The 18,053-nt window shown below is 55.6% G+C and carries 15 protein-coding genes; 9 read left to right on the top strand and 6 right to left on the bottom strand.

What is annotated here, in order from left to right; genetic code table 11:
* Nucleotides 1-25: 25 nt before the first annotated feature.
* Entirely contained in the window at nt 26-313 is a 288-nt protein-coding gene (locus ACZYTD_RS11365) for an HlyU family transcriptional regulator (protein WP_463892128.1), read from the bottom strand.
* A gap of 16 nt (nt 314-329) precedes the next feature.
* The gene (gene nrdG / locus ACZYTD_RS11370; RefSeq protein WP_463892130.1) at nt 330-833 is read right to left on the bottom strand and encodes an anaerobic ribonucleoside-triphosphate reductase-activating protein; all 504 of its coding nucleotides are present in this window, start codon (nt 831-833) and stop codon (nt 330-332) included.
* Between the two features lie 203 nt (nt 834-1,036).
* On the opposite strand from nrdG, the gene ACZYTD_RS11375 reads away from it, so the two are divergent.
* A complete protein-coding gene (locus tag ACZYTD_RS11375; protein WP_463892131.1) occupies nt 1,037-1,384 on the top strand; it encodes a DUF805 domain-containing protein in 348 nt (115 codons plus the stop codon).
* Between the two features lie 79 nt (nt 1,385-1,463).
* Here the strand turns inward: ACZYTD_RS11375 and nrdD are convergent, their stop codons facing one another.
* Nucleotides 1,464-3,581 carry an anaerobic ribonucleoside-triphosphate reductase gene (nrdD, locus tag ACZYTD_RS11380; protein ID WP_463892133.1) on the bottom strand — a complete coding sequence of 706 codons (2,118 nt, stop codon included), beginning with the start codon at nt 3,579-3,581 and terminating at the stop codon, nt 1,464-1,466.
* A gap of 472 nt (nt 3,582-4,053) precedes the next feature.
* Here nrdD and ACZYTD_RS11385 point away from each other — a divergent pair, with 472 nt between their 5' ends.
* A complete protein-coding gene (locus ACZYTD_RS11385) occupies nt 4,054-4,845 on the top strand; it encodes a lysozyme inhibitor LprI family protein (RefSeq protein WP_463892134.1) in 792 nt (263 codons plus the stop codon).
* Between the two features lie 94 nt (nt 4,846-4,939).
* Here the strand turns inward: ACZYTD_RS11385 and corA are convergent, their stop codons facing one another.
* Nucleotides 4,940-5,887, bottom strand: coding sequence for a magnesium/cobalt transporter CorA (corA, locus tag ACZYTD_RS11390; RefSeq protein ID WP_463892135.1), 948 nt, complete (start codon nt 5,885-5,887; stop codon nt 4,940-4,942).
* 290 nt (nt 5,888-6,177) lie between these two features.
* On the opposite strand from corA, the gene ACZYTD_RS11395 reads away from it, so the two are divergent.
* Nucleotides 6,178-6,789, top strand: a complete 612-nt coding sequence (locus ACZYTD_RS11395) for a DUF922 domain-containing protein (protein ID WP_463892136.1) — start codon at nt 6,178-6,180, stop codon at nt 6,787-6,789.
* Nucleotides 6,790-6,841: 52 nt separating this feature from the next.
* Here ACZYTD_RS11395 and mnmC read toward each other — a convergent pair whose 3' ends face one another.
* Nucleotides 6,842-8,863, bottom strand: coding sequence for a bifunctional tRNA (5-methylaminomethyl-2-thiouridine)(34)-methyltransferase MnmC2/FAD-dependent 5-carboxymethylaminomethyl-2-thiouridine(34) oxidoreductase MnmC1 (gene mnmC, locus ACZYTD_RS11400; RefSeq protein WP_463892138.1), 2,022 nt, complete (start codon nt 8,861-8,863; stop codon nt 6,842-6,844).
* Between the two features lie 117 nt (nt 8,864-8,980).
* Here mnmC and fabB point away from each other — a divergent pair, with 117 nt between their 5' ends.
* Nucleotides 8,981-10,195, top strand: coding sequence for a beta-ketoacyl-ACP synthase I (gene fabB / locus ACZYTD_RS11405; protein ID WP_463892139.1), 1,215 nt, complete (start codon nt 8,981-8,983; stop codon nt 10,193-10,195).
* Between the two features lie 75 nt (nt 10,196-10,270).
* Here the strand turns inward: fabB and ACZYTD_RS11410 are convergent, their stop codons facing one another.
* On the bottom strand, nt 10,271-11,242 hold the full coding sequence (locus tag ACZYTD_RS11410; RefSeq protein ID WP_463892140.1) for a TDT family transporter: 972 nt from the start codon (nt 11,240-11,242) through the stop codon (nt 10,271-10,273).
* A gap of 102 nt (nt 11,243-11,344) precedes the next feature.
* Between ACZYTD_RS11410 and ACZYTD_RS11415 the strand changes: the two genes are divergently transcribed.
* The 5 genes from ACZYTD_RS11415 (at nt 11,345) to truA (ending at nt 18,046) form a co-directional block, all read left to right on the top strand.
* Nucleotides 11,345-12,262 carry a LysR family transcriptional regulator gene (locus ACZYTD_RS11415; protein WP_463892141.1) on the top strand — a complete coding sequence of 306 codons (918 nt, stop codon included), beginning with the start codon at nt 11,345-11,347 and terminating at the stop codon, nt 12,260-12,262.
* A 100-nt stretch (nt 12,263-12,362) separates the two neighbouring features.
* On the top strand, nt 12,363-13,478 hold the full coding sequence (locus ACZYTD_RS11420; RefSeq protein WP_463892142.1) for a 4-phosphoerythronate dehydrogenase: 1,116 nt from the start codon (nt 12,363-12,365) through the stop codon (nt 13,476-13,478).
* A gap of 41 nt (nt 13,479-13,519) precedes the next feature.
* Nucleotides 13,520-14,530, top strand: coding sequence for an aspartate-semialdehyde dehydrogenase (locus ACZYTD_RS11425; protein ID WP_463892143.1), 1,011 nt, complete (start codon nt 13,520-13,522; stop codon nt 14,528-14,530).
* A gap of 181 nt (nt 14,531-14,711) precedes the next feature.
* A complete protein-coding gene (locus ACZYTD_RS11430) occupies nt 14,712-17,132 on the top strand; it encodes a FimV/HubP family polar landmark protein (protein ID WP_463892144.1) in 2,421 nt (806 codons plus the stop codon).
* A 101-nt stretch (nt 17,133-17,233) separates the two neighbouring features.
* Complete coding sequence (gene truA, locus ACZYTD_RS11435) at nt 17,234-18,046, top strand: tRNA pseudouridine(38-40) synthase TruA (protein ID WP_463892146.1); 813 nt, start codon at nt 17,234-17,236, stop codon at nt 18,044-18,046.
* Nucleotides 18,047-18,053: the final 7 nt, after the last annotated feature.

Genomic DNA, 18,053 nt, shown 5'->3' on the forward strand with positions numbered 1-18,053 from the left:
TTGAGCCCCCCGCGTTCGTAACGGATTAGCGGAAGATATCGCCTTGCATCTGGCGGATATAGATCACTGCCTTGCTGACCATGAGCTGCTCGGCATCCTGCTTGTTGCTCAGCAGATCAGAGCGGATAAACAGATGTGTTTTCAACTCACCATTCACCTGCTGGCAGATCCGGCCCGCAACTCGATATTGTCCGCCTTCCGGTTGTGGCTCGGGGTAGAGCAAAAAACCTTCATGTTCAATAGCCTCTGCCTGAGGGGATGTTGGTTTGGGGCTAGCGGGTGAAAATAAACTCTTAATCCAAGAACCGAGCATGGATACTCCTGCAATGCTATGAGACGGGTTGACCGGATTGCCACCAGGCTTGGCTGCGGTCAAAGTGATGTAGTTGTTGATTGCTGCTACCGTGCCAGACCAGGGCCGGATCGGCCAGGGCCTGGATAAATTGACCATCGATCAAGGTATCGACTAGATCGACCACCTGCCGTTGTTGTGGCGTGAGTTCACTCAGCCGATAACCGCTCCAGCACCAGATATCCTTGCCAGGACACTCGTGACGCACCCGTGTCACCAGGGCCAGTATCTCGGCAAGATTGGCTGGATGCAGCGGGTCGCCACCCGAGAGGCTCAGCCCTCGGCGTTTGACTCGGGCATCATTCAGATCGCTAATGATCCTGTCGCTCATGGCTTCGGTGAAGTGCAGCCCGCCATCCAGACGCCAGGTAGATTGGTTATAACATCCCGGGCAGTGATGCTCGCAACCGGAGACAAACAGGGTACAGCGGGTGCCCGGGCCATTGACCACATCGATAGGGTAATATTGGTGATAATGCATAGCTTCTCCAACTGAGCTGTGTGACCGGCTCGGTATTTGTATGATTCTAGCACGGCTCAGTTCACAACTTGAGTGGTGTCAAATGGAGTTTTAAACCTTATTCTTGGTAGGCTCATTGTGACTCCGAACGCCAGTGGATGGCGCTTGGAGCAGGGAACGGCCTTCTGGCCTAGATAAGAACACTCCATAAGGAAAGTTAGAAAATGAATTGGTACCTTGAAGTTTTGAAAAAGTATGTCACTTTCAGCGGTCGTGCACGTCGCACCGAGTATTGGATGTTTGCGCTGTTTAGTGTGATCGCCTCTATCATTTTGCAGGTGCTGGATGGCGTCCTGGGTTTGACTCCTATGCTGGCCGGGATCTATTCACTGGCCGTGTTGTTGCCCACTCTGGCGGTCGCTATCCGTCGCCTGCATGACACCAACCGCTCTGGTTGGTGGTTGCTGCTGGCTTTTATTCCCCTGATCGGCATCATAGCCCTGATCGTGTTCTTCTGTCTGGAAGGTGAGAAGAACGATAACCGCTTCGGTCTTGACCCCAAGGCGGCTTGAGTGCCTCAGTCATGATAAAAAGGGCTCCCAAGGGAGCCTTTTTTATTGGTCATTTATTGGTCATCAGAGGGGGGCCTTTCTACAGATGTTTCACCCGACGCTGAACCTCTTCCTGCTTACCGCTGTTGAAGGGGCGGGCATCCGGGCTACCCAGATAGCCGCAGACTCGACGGGTCACTGATACCTTGGTGGAGTCATGGTTACCACATTTCGGGCAGGTGAAGCCCTTGCTGGTACACTCAAACTCGCCGGTGAAGCCACACTCATAACATTCATCGATCGGCGTGTTGGTGCCGTAGTAGGGCACCTTGTTATAGCTGTAATCCCAGACATCTTCCAAGGCTTCCAGGTTGTGCTGGATATTCGGGTATTCGCCGTAGCAAATGAAACCACCACTGGCTATCGGTGGGTAGGCCATCTCAAAATCCAGTTTGGCATAGGGATCTACCTTCTTCTCCACATCCAGGTGGAAACTGTTGGTGTAGTAGCCTTTGTCGGTGACGCCGTCCACTATGCCAAATTCCCGGGTGTCCAGCTTGCAGAAGCGGGTACAGAGATTCTCGCTAGGGGTGCTGTAGAGGCTGAAGCCATAGCCGGTCTCGGCTTTCCAGGCTTCCACCGCATCGCGCAGAGCCTGGACAATCTTAACTCCCTTTTCCCGTAGCGTGGCATCATCAAACAGGTGTGTGTCGTGGCCATACAGGGCATTGATGGTCTCGTGAATACCGATAAAGCCCAATGAAATGGAGGCGCGGCCATGTTTGAAGATTTCGCTGACGTTGTCATCAGCCTTCAGGCGTACCCCGCAGGCGCCTTCCATATAGAGGATGGGGGCGACACGGGCCTTGACCCCATCCAGTCGCTCGATACGGGCCATCAACGCCTTCTTGGCCAGGCGCAACCGGCTGTCCAGCAGATCATAGAAGTGAGCCTCATCGCGGGCCTCCAGGGCTATGCGCGGTAGATTGAGACTCACCACCCCCAGATTGTTGCGTCCTTCGTGGATCAGTTCGCCCTCTTCCTCATAGACGCCTAAGAAGCTGCGGCAGCCCATGGGGGTCTTGAAGGAGCCGGTCACCTTGACGACCTGATCGTAGTTGAGAATGTCGGGATACATGCGCTTGGATGCACACTCCAGCGCCAACCGCTTGATGTCATAGTTGGCATCTCCCGGCTTGTGGTTGAGTCCGTCCTGGATGGCGAAAACCAGCTTGGGAAACACCGCCGTCTTTTTGTTCTTGCCCAGTCCGGCGATGCGGTTTTTCAAGATGGACTGCTGGATGAGACGTGACTCCCAGCTGGTACCCAGACCAAAGCCGAAGGTGACAAAAGGGGTCTGGCCATTGGCGGTGTGCAGGGTATTGACCTCGTACTCCAGAGATTGGAAGGCGTCATAGCACTCTTTCTCGGTGCGGGAGAGGGCAAAACCTTCCACATCGGGGATCTGCCACTCCTGCGCAACTTCCTTATGTTTCTCATAACTGATGGCCACATAGGGAGCCAGTACTTCATCAATACGGTTGATGGTGGTGCCACCATAGATATGGCTGGCCACCTGGGCGATGATTTGCGCCGTGACGGCGGTGGCGGTACTGATGGACTTGGGGGTATCGATCTCGGCATTGCCCATCTTGAAGCCATGGGTCAGCATGCCTTGCAGGTCGATCAGCATGCAGTTGAACATGGGGAAGAAGGGGGAGTAGTCCAGATCGTGAAAATGCAGCTCACCGCGTTCGTGAGCCTGCACCACATCGCGTGGCAGCATGTACTGGGTGGCATAGTGCTTGGCAACGATGCCGGCCAGCAGATCGCGTTGGGTGGGAATAACCTTGCTATCCTTGTTGGCATTCTCGTTCAGCAGATCGGCGTTGCTCTGCTCAATGAGACCCCGGATCTCCTGACTCAGACGCCCCTGTTTCTCACGTGCCATATCGCGATCGTGGCGGTATTCGATGTAGGCGCGCGCCATCTCTTTGCGCTCGCCGGCCATCAGCAGGTTTTCGACCCGGTTCTGAATATCGTGGATGGCCACCTCATCGCACTCAGCCAACTGCTGAGTGATCTGTTCGGCTATGCTGGCACAGTAGGCGAGATCCTTGATCCCCACCGCGTCGGCAGACTTGGCGACCGCCTCGATGATCCGCATGCCGTTAAAAGGAACACGGCATCCATCTCGTTTGATCACAACCGGTTTCACGATAGCACTCCTGATGATTTTTAAATCCACAAGCTCTGTGGCTATCTAGTGGATTGGGTGGCCAGTTTTATGCAGATACACAAGCAGGATTCAAGCTGGATCCCGCGTGGTGACTGCGTTCCCGTGAGAGAGGTGTTCTGTCGTCGAACACTATATGTAGGTGTTAAAGCAATATTGGTATCAATATGTGGGTATTTAACCGCAGATCGCCTCGCCATTTTATTGATCTGGCGCAGAGATTTGGGGAGATGGTCTAATCCCGCAGCAAGAATGCGAACTGTCACGAAAAATGCTTAAAATCGCTTGCAATGGGCTTCTGTTTTTCATGCCGATTATCTTGTGGCCCCATGGTCTTTGAACCCGCTCTGGCGGGGAGGCTATCGTTGTGGCTAGCGCCGTGGCGAGCTTTATTCGCCAGCCGTTACCGTGTACTCTAGCGCCGATCTTGGCCGTTTCCAAAGGAGTGTCATCCATGGCTTGCTTCGCTTCCGGCAACTACGCTTTTCTCTTCGCCGGACTTTCCCTGCTTTGTACTCCGCTGCTGGCTGACGAGATGGTGAGTGCGGCACAATCGACAACCGGTTCTGCAGCAGCCACCACCTTGGCCGTGCCCGCTTCGGCAGCTGCCATTACGCTGGATAATGGTAAGAGTCGCGTGGTGCGGCTTACTGAGGCTCAGCTACCCAAGGGGCTGGCGGCCGATGAGCGCAAGAGCAAAGACAGCGAGTTGAATGCCAAGCTGCGCCAGAAGTGCAAGAAGGTGACTGAACTGTTTGATAACTACCTGTGTGAGCGTCCGCCCCAGGTTGAATTGGTCGAGCAGCTTGATTCGATACTTAAGCAGGTAGCCGATAAGAGTCCGGTTTGGCCTGTTGATGTGGCCGCGCAGCAAGCCGCTTGGCTGAAAAAGCGAGAGGCGTGTCGCCAAGATCAAGATATCAAGATGTGTCTGGAGTTTAGCTATTTGACTCGTATCAGCGAGTTGCAGGCGCAGTTTGCCTTGGTGCCACAAGAGGGGCCGGTGCGTTATCAGTGTGCCAATGTGGCTGAACCCATACCGGTGACGTTTTACTCGACCAATCCGCCGCTTATCACTGTGACTTTGGATAAACAGCCCCAATTTGCCTGGATGTTCCCGACTGGTGGTGGTGTTAACTATCAGGGAGAGGGGGTGAACTTTCTGGAGCAGCGGGGCAAGGCCAGCATTAGCTACAATGGAAATAGCCTCGCTTGTGTTCAGATGGATGAACGAAACACGCGTTGATCCGTTAGCTCAACCATGCAAAAGGCAGCCACTGGCTGCCTTTTGCATGTTAGATGAACGGGTTATCACCAGAATGTTATAACTCTTTGCTCTTTTACAACCACCCTTTGCGGCGGAAGAAGTAATAGGTGGCAAAGGCGGAAAACAACATCAATACGATGGAGAAGGGATAGCCATAGGTCCAGTGCAGCTCGGGCATGATATCGAAGTTCATGCCGTAGATACTGGCTATCCAAGTGGGTGGCAGGAATACGACAGCAGCTACCGAGAAGATCTTGATCACCTTGTTTTGCTGCAGATTGGTGAAGCCCATGGCTGCTTCGAGCTGGAAGTTGATCTTGTCGAACAGAAACTGGGTGTGGGGCAGCAGAGATTCGATATCGTGCAACACCTCTTCGATGGTCTTCTTCTGCTCTGTCGTCAATTGTTGACGCACGGTGCGGCGTAAAAACCTCATGGCGCGACGGGTATCGTGTAGTGCCAGACGGATTTGGCTGTTGGTCTCTTCCTGAGCCATCAACTCCTGCAGCATGGCATGAATTTCGTCATCATTCAGTACCTGCTCTGAGGTCTCTTCCAGCGTGGTATATCCATCTTCGATAAGATCGGAGAGGTACTCGACTTTCAGATCCTGTAGCTCGAGCAACACATCCATGGCGTTCTCGATCTCGACTCTGTCGTGGCGCAGGTAATGGCGCAGCAGACGAACCACGCCGATATCCTCCTCGCGGAAGCTGATCAGCAGATTGTTGCGCAGGGTGAATGCCATGTTGACGCCTCGGGTCTCACCACCGATGCGTTGGGGAAATAACGAAAGAATATGCAGGCCATCAGTATCCCAGTAAAAACGGGCTGAGGCTTCGATTTCATCCAGCTCCTCTTCCTCAGGTACATCCTCGAGGAACAGGCTACTCAACCATTCTCGTTCCTCGTCATCCGGTTTATAGGCGTCGAGCCAGATAGTATTTGCCGGTAGTACGTCACTGGTAGTGAGGGGTACCACTTCGAGGACTTTATTATTAAGCATGTACGCGGTGATCATTGAGTCCCCTTAATGCAATCTGGATGGGGGTGGAGATAGGGGTGGAACAGAGCCATGCGCACTATACCCGCCCTAGATGACAATGTCAGGTCTGATGGATTATGACGCCCCAAAAAAGCCTCCTGGCGATGACGGCGTTCTATGGTCATGCATCACATGATCACATATTAGAACTCAATTGCGAACCGCTGCTATGGTATGCTCGCTAGAGCGCGTGCCTGGCGCTAGAGTTGAAGATAAGGTGACCGATGTGGCCTGGAGCCTGGATATAGACGAGGAGTCCTGCACGGATGCGGAATAAGAAAAGGCAATTGACGGGGCTGGTGCTGTTACTGACCAGCCTGGCTGTGGCGGCGGATGAGCCGGGGTACTCCTCGGTCAAAGTGGATCCGCGCATGGAGGTCAATTTCAGCTTTTATGATGTTTCTGCCGATGATGGCCAGACACTCAAGCAAAAGTTGCTGGAAAAGGCGCCTGTCACGACGCCTGGCCATCGCGCTATCGGCAAGGCGGTCTATCAGGTGAATTGGCAGTTAGAGATGAATCAGCAGAGTGACATGTGTCAGCTGTTTGGGGTTCGTGTCTCTACCCAAGTCAAGGTGGTGATGCCTAATTGGTTGCAACTGAGCAAGTTGAACAATACGGCTCAGAATAACTGGAATGGTTTTCTCTCTGCCATGATGGAATATGAGGGGCGGCATAAAGAGCTAGTTCAGGATGCGGCCAAGAAAATTGGTGATGGCATCGCCAGCTTACCGGTCAACAGCTCTTGTCAGAGTCTGCGCGAGCAAGCCGATAAGGTCGGTCTGAACGAGTTGCAACAGGCGCGGGAGCAAGTCAAACGCTACCAGGCAGAAACCGGGCGTGGTCGTTACCTTGGGGTTAGCTATCCCAGACTCTAAACCCTGCTTGCAGTGGCAAGCAGGATGTTGGTTATCTCTCGGCTTATGCTGGTTATTTCTTGCTACGCAGGGCCGGTCGCAGCCAGCTGCGGGCCGGATGCAATGCCTCCAGTTGTTCCCATGAGAGTGGTTGGGGCTCACCGCACAGCTCGCACGCCAATATCTCGCCCAGCAGTGGTGCGGAACAGATGCCTCTGGAGCCGAGCGCTCCCATAATCCATAACCCCGTATGATACGCCAGGGCTTGCTCAGCCAGATTGGCCGCGGGTGACTTCACATTTTGCTGCAAGCTCTCCAGCTCAGGCAGGGCACCGACCATAGGTTGGTGATCTCGGGTGGCAGCACGAATAGCTACCCGCGCCTGGTCCTCTAACGCCAGGCTTTGCGGCCAGTTTTGCTGGGGCAGGCTGCGTTGCAGCTTGGCCAGATTCTCGCTTTGTGCCTCAGTTTGGTAGCAAGCTTCGCTCTGGTTGCGATCATAGCTGGCCCCCAGACAGTGCATACCCTCATGCATCGGAGTCAGATAGCCCTCGTAACAGAGCACGGTACGCAGGGCGGCCAATTGGGGTTGCGTCGCCAGGTGGGAGACCTGACCTCGAACCGGGTAGATAGGCAAGGCTGCGGTCATGGGGGTTTCACTCAGGTGGTGGCCCGTGGCTAGCACCAGAGAGGCATAGGGGCCAACTTCTCCTTGGCTACTCGGCAAGTACCATCCTTCAGGCTGTTGTCGCCATCCTGTCACATGGCACTGATAGCGTATTTGTAGCAAGCCTGTTGAGCCGGCCTCTTGCAATAGGGCCTGGGTGAGTTGACGTGGACTGAGCCAGCCACCTTGGGGATAAAACAGCGCCTGTTGGCTATATTCGCTAGTCAGTGGCAGACCGGCGATCTCATCCCGTTGTGTGGGCGATAAGGCGTGGACCAAGGTGGGCGGGAAGTGACCGCCAGCCAATTTGTCGAGTTTACGCGCTGACTTGGCATCGTGGGCAAATTGCAGTACGCCGCACCAGGCATGAGCCACGCCGTGGCTAGACAACAAGGGCTCATAGAGGCGACGGGCAAAGCCAAAGGCGGCGCCATAAAATTGCGACAGGGTGTCGTGTTCACTATTGAGTAGAGGATAGAGCGCTCCCTGGCGATTACCAGAGGCTCCCATGGCGGGTTCGGGATCGGCGCACAGCAGCGTTACCTGGCGCCCTCGGCGAACCAAGGCCAGGGCCAAGCTGGCAGAGGCGAGGCCGCCGCCGATGACTGCGATGCAGCCAGGTTGAGCGGGTTGACGAGCATAACAGCGGCGCCCTAGGGTGGCTTGGGGTTGCTCATTACGCACACCGATCAGCATCTGCCGTTTGTTGCCATGGCCCTTGACTTTCTGCATGGAAAAGCCGGCGCTGAGCAGACCTCGGCGGACAAATCCGGCACAGGTAAAGGTGGAGAGCGTGGCGTTGGGCCGAGCTAACCGCGCCAGACTGTTAAAGAGATGCTCGGTCCACATATCCGGATTCTTGCTGGGGGCAAAGCCATCGAGATACCAGGCATCGATCAAGCCGCCTTGGTAAGGTTGCCATAGCTGATCCACTGTGTGTTTGATATCACCAAACCAGAGATCCAGTACCACTTGGCCTTGATCCAGCAGTAACCTGTGACAGCCCGGCAGTGCCTCGGGGTAGTGCGCGAGTAGCTGTTCTGCCAAGGGGGCCAGCTCGGGCCAGTGGCCCAGGGCTTGGGTCAGATCCGTTTGGCTGAGGGGGTATTTTTCAAAGCTGATAAAGTGCAGGCGTTGGGCGCCATCAGGGCTCGCTTGTTGTAGCCAACGGCGAAACGCTTGCCATGTGGCCAGAAAATTGAGGCCGGTACCAAAGCCGGTTTCGCCTATGACAAATAGTGGTCTGTCGTGTTGCTGCCAGCGCTCGGGTAGGCCATTTTGCTGTAAAAAAACATAGCGTGTTTCATCTAGACCGTTGGCATCGGAAAAATAGATATCGTCAAAGGTTTCGGAGTGGGGCGCTCCGGTCTCATCCCAGCTCAGTTGGGCATGCTCTAACACGGGGGAAAATGGAGAAGGGCCGGACATGCTAACCTCGATAAACCTCACAAAGCGGCAGCCATGATACGTGAAAGCAGACCAGTTTTGCAGGCGTTCGCGGGTAGAATGGGGCAAACCATCGTGTATCTTAAGTGGAATCGTTCGATGAAAAGAGCAGTTATCACCGGTATGGGTATTGTATCCAGCATCGGTAACAATGTGGCCGAAGTGTTGGCATCCCTAAAGGCTGGCAAGTCCGGCATTACCTATTCTGAACAGTTCGAGCAGTTTGGTTTGCGCTCCCGCGTTTGGGGTAACATCAAACTGGATGTGGCCGAGCTGATTGATCGCAAGGTATTGCGCTTCATGGGCGAGGCTGCAGCCTACGCTTATCTCTCCATGCAACAGGCGATTGCCGATTCAGGCTTGAGCGCAGAGCAGGTCTCTAACGAGCGTACTGGTCTGGTGGTTGGCTCCGGTGGCGCCTCCTCCAAGAATCAACTGGAAGCCTGTGACACCCTGCGTGAAAAGGGCGTTCGTCGTGTTGGTCCCTATATGGTGACCCGCACCATGTCCTCTACGACATCCGCCTGTCTGGCTACCCCGTTCAAGATCAAGGGTATCAACTACTCTATCAGCTCCGCCTGTGCCACCTCTGCACACTGTATCGGCCACGCGGTCGAGCAAATTCAATTGGGTAAACAGGATGTGGTCTTCGCCGGTGGTGGTGAAGAGGTGGATTGGACCCTGGCCTGTCTGTTCGATGGCATGGGTGCACTCTCCAGCAAGTATAATGAGACCCCCGAGATTGCTTCCCGTACTTATGATGCCGAGCGTGATGGCTTTGTCATCTCCGGTGGTGGCGGTATGCTGGTCGTTGAGGAGCTGGAACATGCTCTGGCTCGTGGCGCCAAGATCTATGCCGAAGTGACCGGTTACGGTGCCACTTCCGACGGTTATGACATGGTTGCACCATCTGGTGAGGGCGCCGCACGTTGCATGCGTCAAGCCATGGCCACCGCTCCGGGGCCTATCGATTATCTGAATACCCACGGGACTTCAACTCCGGTCGGCGATGTGAAGGAGCTGGAAGCGATCCACGCCGTGTTTGGCGCTCATGTGCCCAAGCTCTCCGCTACCAAGGCGATGACGGGCCATGCCCTGGGCGCTGCCGGTGTGCATGAGGCCATCTACTCGCTGCTGATGCTGGAGCATGATTTTATCGCGCCTAGCATCAACATCACGCAGGAAGATGAGCTGGCTGTGGGCCTGCCTATCGTCAAGCAGTGTGAAAGCGCTCAGCTGACTACCGTGATGTCCAATAGCTTTGGCTTTGGTGGTACCAATGCCACTCTGGTTATGAGCAAATATCGGGGCTGATAGTTCGGTTCTTCACCATAAAAAAATTAGCGCCTGTGGGCGCTAATTTTTTATCTGTTGAGTTTAACTGTGTTGTTAAACCAGGACCTTCTCTACCGTTTTGGCTTTGATGCCGTAGTGAGCCAGGTACCGCAGGCCGACATAGCCCACCACTAGGGTGGCTATGAGTAGTTCCACCCAAGCCAGGGTCTGTACTTGGCTGATATAGGGCTCGGTGAAACCCCAATTGGTCAGTTGATGAGCCAGCTTGTACTGTGCTGTGGCGCCTATCACCATGGGAAAGGTGAAGGCGGCATAGCCTGGGTTGAAGGGCAGGCGCAACAGGTGAATAAAAGCAACATAGATGAGGAAGGTCATCAGCACGGCAATGCCACCGAGCAAACCGACCAGTAAGGGCGAGGGTGTGGTCGCCACCGTCAGATAACCGGCCAGACAGAGACTGGCTGGAGCCGCCATGATAGCCAGGGTCGGTTTGGCTGGGGCGGGGATCTCACGCTCAAAGATGAGTCGATAGAGCATGATGGGCAGCAGTATGGCATAGCTCAACAGACCCAGGGTCAGCAGCAACTCGGCTAGGGGTTGCAAGGCTCCACCGGGAAAGGCCACATCGGCCACTATGATACCCACGGGTGGCACAAACCAGCTGGGAACCATCTGATGCAGCTGAAAGTTTTGGGTTCTGTGGTAGATGAAACAACACAAAAACAGCAGGTGCAGGGTGACGGCGGCTAGCCACAACGCTTGACCCGCGGCACTGTTCCACTGACCTAAAGAGTGTGAGACCACCATCCAGCCCATGGCCAGGGTCGGCAGTACACTCCCCACTACGGGGTGCGCCAGATCCTGCCATAACAGCTTGGGAAACCGGATAAACTTAACGGTTAGCACCAGCAACATGACGCCGGCGATAAGGGCTCCGCTCCATTTGGCGGCCCCCGCCAGGGCGGCCGCATTTTCCCAGCACCAGCCTAAAGAGGCGATGGCCAGGGCCAGTCCGGCCATGGGGGTCGGCACGCGTGTCAATCGGTATTGGGTACGGCGCAGCATGGCCTTTCTCCCTGCTCTATATGATGAGTCCATGGTAGGGCCATTCCATTTTTAAAAATATCTGAATATATTTAACTATGGTTTAAGTAAAGCTGAACGATTATGAATGTTACCTTCAAGCAGTTGCGTGTTTTCGTGGTGCTGGCACAGACGGGTAATCTGGCTGATGCCGCTGCTCAGCTATGTATCAGCAAGGCGGCGGTGAGTATGTCGTTACAAGAGCTGGAGCGCCAGCTCGATTGCCGACTGTTCGAGCGGGTGCGTAATCGCTTGCAGCTCAATACCCAGGGGCGTCAGCTATTGCCCCTGGGCGACGAGCTGTTACAGCGACTGGATGGCATCCAGGGCTTATTTCAGCGTGAGGAGCGCGCCAGTGGCCAGTTGCGATTGGGGGCTAGTCATACGGTAGGGAATTATTTGCTGCCGCAGCTGATGGCCGACTTTCTGCGGCAACATCCGGCGACCGAGTTTCGCGTGCAGATCGATAACACCCGGGCATTGGCGGCGGGTCTGCAGGATTTTTGCCTGGATCTGGTGCTGGTGGAGGGGGAGCTGTCGCCGGAAGGCGTGCATCAATTTGAGTGGATGGAGGATGCGTTGCAGGTAATTGCGGCCCCTTCCCATCCCTTAGCCAGTAGAGCTCGATTGACTATGGCCGATCTGGAAGGCGAGCGCTGGTTACTTCGCGAGCTCGGCTCCGGTAGTCGAGAGCAGTTTCACCGTCTTATCGGCTCTCACCTGCAGGATTGGCGCCTGGTCATGGAGCTCAATACCACCGAATCCCTGCTTAATTCAGTAGCGTGTGGGCTCGGTCTCTGTTTCATCTCTAAGCTGGCTATCACCAGTGCCGTGAGTGAAGGGCGGGTGGCCGTGTTAAATCTCGAACCCGCCATGCGTCGTTATCTGCGGCTAGCCGTTCATCAGGACAAATATTTGCACCCGACTCTTCAGACCTTTCTGGCGTTTTGTCGTCAATGGCGGCCCGCACCGGGGGACGTGGCGATGGGTCTGGCGGGATAAATAAGTGGCGTCTGACTTGCTGGGCGATGAGCGCTGCCGCTGCTGCCAGCTTAGCGCTACAATGGGAGCAATAGGGTTATGACGGAGCAAGGGAGAGAGAATGCGGATCATCATTGATGAAAATATGCCGGTAGCCGATGCCTTGTTTACCGGGCTAGGGGAGATAGTTCGTCTGCCCGGGCGGCTGATGACAGCCGAGCAGGTGGCTGAGGCGGATGTATTACTGGTGCGCTCGGTCACTAAAGTTAATAGCGCCTTGCTGGCTCACAACCAGCAGCTGAAATTTGTGGGTACCGCCACCATTGGAACCGATCACATTGATCAGGCGTTGCTGGCCGAGCTTGGCATCGCTTTTAGCTCGGCGCCTGGTTGCAACAAGGTAGGGGTTGCTGAGTACGTCATCAGCTCTCTGCTGGTGCTGGCCGAGCGCTATCAACTCTCCTTGGCGGGTATGACGCTTGGCATCATAGGGGCGGGTAATACCGGGACGGCGCTGGCACAGAAGGCGCAAGTGCTCGGGTTACAGATCTGCCTGTGCGATCCGCCTCTGGAGCAGGCCGGCGATCCCCGCGCTTTTGTGTCTTACGAGGTAGCACTCGGTTGTGATTTCGTCTCCTTCCACGTGCCCCTGAGTCAGGCGGGGGCGCATCCTACCTATCATCTGCTGGATGCTGAGCGCATTGCCGCCTTGCCTGCGGGCCAGTTCCTCATCAATGCCTCCCGTGGTGAGGTGTGGGATAATTTTGCCCTGCTCTTGCGACAGCAGGGGGGCGCCCCCCTGCATCTGGTGATGGATGTATGGGAGCATGAGCCGGATATATTGCAGGAGCTTATCCCCTATACCGAGCTTGCGACCCAGCATATTGCGGGTTACAGCCTGGAGGGTAAGATCATGGGAACCTACTTGCTCTATCAGGCGTACTGCCAGTTTGCCAAGTTACCCATAGAGAAGCGTTGGCAGGATCTATTGCCAGCCGCGACAGTCAATCGCGTGCATTTACAAGACGCTTTGACACCTGAGGTGATCAAGCAGTTGGTGCATCTGGTCTATGATGTGCGCCGGGATGATGCTCGTTTCCGGTTGCACTATCAGGGAGCGGCCAGTTTTGATGCTATGCGCAAAGCCTATCCCGAGCGGCGGGAGTGGTCATCTTTGCAGGTAACAGGTTGCAGTGACTCACGCCTAGCGGCGCTGGGATTCGATCAAACTAGCTAATTGCGCCTGAGTGTCAGGTGCGGCAATGAGGAAAATAAGCAATGAGTCAGCGCTACGATATCGCCATTCTCGGTGTAGATGGATTAGGCGGTGAAACCCTGTTGGAGTTATTGGAAGAGCGCGAATTTCCTGTTGGCTCGCTCTATCCGCTGGTGATGGCCGAAGGGGAGCTGGAGAGTGTCCGTTTCGGCGGCAAGACGTTGGGTGTTAAATTGGCGGATGAGTTTGACTGGAGCCAGGTGCAGTTAGCCTTCTTCATGGCAGGCTCAGCCGCTACTGAGCAGTGCTATCAGGCGGCGGTAGATGCCGGCTGTCTGGTCATCGATAACAGCCTCTTCTTCCGTGACGATTATTCGGTGCCCCTGGTGATTCCCGAGGTGAATCGGGAGGCCTTGGTCAATGTCAAAGAACGAAATATAGTGGCCAGCCCCACCTGTATTGTGACCCAATTACTGATGGCACTTAAGCCTATTCACGATGAGGTGGGGATTGCTCGGGTCAATCTGGTCAGCTTGCAGTCGGTCTCCGGCTCAGGCAAGGAGGGGATCCAGGAGCTGGCCAGACAGACAGCCAGTCTGCTCAATGGTCGTCCTGCCGAAAACCAGACCTATCCGGCCCAGATCGCGTTCAATCTGCTGCCCCAGATTGATGACGTCACCCAGAGCGGTTACACCCTGGAGGAGGCGCGTTTGGAGCAGGAGACACAACGCCTGCTGGGTGATGACCGCATTCGGGTCAATGCCACCTGTGTCCGGGTACCTGTCTTCTATGGTCACAGTCAGGTGGTCCATCTGGAAACACAACATGGTTGTGAGCTGGAGGAGTTGCGTCGGCTCTTGGCTGATGCCCCAGGGATCGCCTTGTGCGAAGATGAATTGCTGACGCCGGTCACTCATGGCGCGGGGCACAGCGAGGTCTATCTTTCCCGCCTGCGTCAGGATGTGACACACCCCCAGGGCGTGGATTTTTGCCTGGTGACCGACAACCTGCGCAAAGGCGGAGCACTTAACTGTCTGCAAATTGCCGAAGAGCTCATACGCGACTATCTGTGATGTGACACGGGCCGCATTCAGCGGCCCGCTTTGCATACGGAAATATCAATTAAATCAGTTTTTTCCTAGACTTCGTGCCTGTGGCTGCAACTGGCATGGCCGCTTGGACTGTTTTATAGTGGGGGAAGAATTTCCCCTGCCTTCTCCGCTTGACCGGTAGGCCTCTCACGAAGGAACGATTATGGGACTCCACATTTCCCGTCTGGCTCTCGCTGTTACTCTTTCCCTTCATCTGGCGGTGCCTTTGCAGGCGGCGGATCAGCTTGATGAGTTCTATACCGAAATCAAGGGCCCGGATGCAGCGCCCTCGCCTCTGCTTGCCCCCAAGCCTAAACCCGTGACCCAGACCGCGCCCATGCGTGCGCCGAAAGCGAATATTGAGCGTCAGCGTGGTGTTGAGCCGACGCCACAACCGTTTGCGGTGGCGCAAGCCGAAGGTGAATCCATCCGTAGTTATGGCCCGGTCAAGGCGGCAGACACACTTTGGTCTATTGCCGAGCGAATGCGCCCCAGCCGTAGTGTTAGCGTGCATCAAACCATGCTGGCCATCTATCGCAGTAATCCCTCCGCTTTTGCCGGCGGCCGTCTGAATGGCCTCTATCGCGGCGTCAGGTTGGCTATTCCCGCTCAGGCCCAGATCCAGACCGAGAGTGAGGCCGAGGCCCAAACCCTGCTGCGGCAGGGCAAGATGAGTTTAACGGCTCTACCCGTAGCTACTGCCAGTAGCCAAAGGGTGGTCAAGCTCTCTCCTAAGAGAGAATCGGCTGCGGCGAGTGAAGTCTCCACCACGCCGGCTCCCAAGCCAGTGGTGAAGTTGACACCGGACAAACCAGGTATCAGTGCGGCAGAGCCTGTGGCCGAGGTGGCGATCCATGCTCCTTCGGCGGCTGAGCCTGCCACAACCGAGATGATCAGCAGCAAGCTGACCATTCCTAGCCAGCCAGCAAATGCCAGTTCCGCCGTGGATGCCTCTGTGAGTGCGTTGGTCGCAGACGGTGGGGCGGACGTAGGGGCATCACAGGCCGAGACGACGGCGCTGAATACCCAGGGGCAAGCCCAATGGCAGGTGCAGTATCAATCGGAGATTGCTGCGCTCAATATGTCCAACCAGCAACTGCATACTCAGGTTGAACAACTGAGCAAGCAGTTGGATGAGATCAAGTCGCTGTTGGCCCAGCAGGCTAATGCGCGAGGGGCTAGCATCCCCGCCACGCCGACGGCTGAGCCTCAGGTGGTTTCCACGGCCGTGTCTAGCGAGGTAGCTACAACCCCAGAGGTTACCGCGGAAGCTAAGCCTGTCGCGGCTGCCGGGCCGGATAAAGAGGAGAGTTTCTTTAGCCAGCTGTTCGCTAATCCTATCAACCTAGGATTGCTCATCACCCTACCTATTCTGTTGATTTTGGCGTTGGTCAGTCTCTTATTGCGAGCTAAGGCTAAGCGAGAGATGGCCAACCGTCAGGAAGAGGAGAGCGGTTCGGCGGATATGTTGGCTGACGACGATAGCCATTTCGACCATTTGATGGCCGCGGATATGGTGGTGCTGGGTGATCTGCCGGATCTGGAGCAAAAAGATGAAACGCTCCAGCCGCAGCCGGAAATTGTGCTGGGAGAGCGTACCGAGCCCTCTTTCGAACTGCCAGACGTGGACCTGAGTCAACCAGAAGGTAGTGAGCCAGGGAATCGTATTGGCAAGGCCAGTGGTTGGGGAAATACAGCCGATCCGCAGTTGGTGCCGGAGGTGGACAGTGCCGATCTGGGGCTGAATGAACGGGACCTGGATCTGGCGACTGACTCTCAGGTCGGGGGTAACGCCTCTGCGAATGGCCTGGATGAGGATGATTTCCTGGCTGAGCTGGGTGTCAGCCTGCAGGAGAGTCAGCCGCAGGTGACCGACAGCAGCAGTTGGCCTGAGGAACCTGAACAGCCTGAGCTCATGCCAGTGGCCGATGACTTCCAGCCGAGGGAGAGTGTCAATCTCTCCAATGATGAGTTGGAGGCCCTGTTCAACAGTGTAGAGGAGCATGATGCGGCAGAGTTTCTCGCTCCTGCTGAAGCCACCTCGGCCTCTGAGCCCATGCTTGTCGACGCTGGGGCTGAACCTGAGCGGATCCTCCCCACAGCTGAGCTCCCCAGTGAGGAAGAGCAGGTGCTGAGTCAGCACATGGCTGAATTGCTGGTGCCTGAGCATGAGGAAGCGCCTGCTGCCAATTGGTACAACGAAGATGAGCTGGCCCTGGACCTGCCGGTTAGCCAAGAGGCTGATGACGCGCTGCAGACCAAGGAGCAGGTGGCGGTTGCCACCACGGGCTTTAAAGGCATTGATGAGTTGTTAGCCGAGGCGGAGGCCTCTGCCGATAAAGATGAACCCTATCAGGGCTTGAGTTTTGATGTGGGTTTGGATGAGTTTCCGGAAGTCTTACCCGGTCAACAGGGTGTGGATGTGGATGCTGATGGCGGCATTGGCGCCAAGCTCGATCTGGCCCGGGCTTATCTGGAGATCGACGATAAACCCAGTGCCATCGACTTGTTGAATGAAGTCCTGGCTGAGGGTAGCGGCGAGCAGAAAGTTGAGGCGGAGCGTCTGCTAAAACGCCTGGTCTAGTGGCGCACTCTTATCCAACTGCGGTGGCCTGGGCCACCGCTTTTTTTTATCTGTACATTCCGTATAATCGCCGACCTATCATGGTTGTTTGAGGGAGCTTCATGCGTATTGCCTTAGGGATCGAGTATGACGGCAGTCGCTATTTTGGCTGGCAACGACAACGGGAAGTGAACAGTGTCCAGGCCGAGCTGGAGCGGGCGCTGTCGCAGATAGCCAATCATCCGGTGGAGATCCAGTGCGCGGGACGCACTGATGCGGGCGTCCACGCCACCGGTCAGGTGATCCATTTTGACACCCAGGCTGAACGCAAGTTGGCGGCCTGGACCCTAGGGGTCAATTCGAATTTACCGCCGGATATCGCCGTGCGTTGGGCTAAGCCGGTCAGCGATGAGTTTCATGCCCGTTTCTCCGCCACAGCGCGCCGTTATCGCTATGTCATACTCAATGCTAATCTGCGTCCGGCTATCTTGGCAGGCGGCCTGAGTCACTACCATGGTGAAATTGATGCGCAGCTTATGCACAGTGCAGGCCAGTGTCTGCTGGGGGAGCATGACTTTACCTCCTTTCGTGCCATGCAGTGCCAGTCCAAGACGCCATGGCGTAACATTACGCACCTAGCGGTATCGCGGCAGGGGCCTTATGTGATCCTGGATATTCGTGCCAATGCCTTTTTACATCACATGGTGCGCAACATTACCGGCAGCTTGCTGGAGGTGGGGATGGGTAATCAACCCGAGTCCTGGATTGAACAATTGCTTGTGGCCCGGGATCGCGAACTGGCAGGGGCGACGGCCAAGGCCGGGGGGCTGTATCTGGTGGATGTGACCTATCCAGACCATTTTGACTTGCCCTCGTTACCCCTGGGGCCCTTGTGGTTACCCGATAATGCACCGGGTACGACCAGTTTTCTGTAAACAACCA

This window comes from Pseudaeromonas sp. HNCC25DJ180 (assembly GCF_055413345.1).